Source organism: Microbacterium sp. KNMS (genome assembly GCF_053851835.1).
Map to the genome: position 1 here is coordinate 1 of NZ_JBSQBP010000220.1, position 232 is coordinate 232.

The window sequence follows — 232 nt, forward strand, 5'->3', positions numbered from 1 at the left end:
GAACTAGAGAGAGATGGAGCAGTACTAGATACTCAATTGGCCACTTGGACATCAACCATCAGTGGTACAAAATATTATTATAAAGTGACTAATACAGGAACTTCATCGGCTGATTATGATTTAAATATTGCTTATGGTGATGGTTCAGGATTGTTTAACTGGACGAATACTACTGGTAAGACATTTGGTATTAATAATATTCAATTAGATATTACAGGTACAACATATACAG

The 232-nt window shown here is 33.6% G+C and carries 1 protein-coding gene; it reads left to right on the top strand.

Annotation, left to right across the window (positions count from 1 at the left end; translation table 11 throughout):
- Window positions 1-232, top strand: a 232-nt coding sequence (locus ACWXWW_RS18395) for a hypothetical protein (protein ID WP_455971493.1), incomplete at both ends; no start/stop codon positions are given.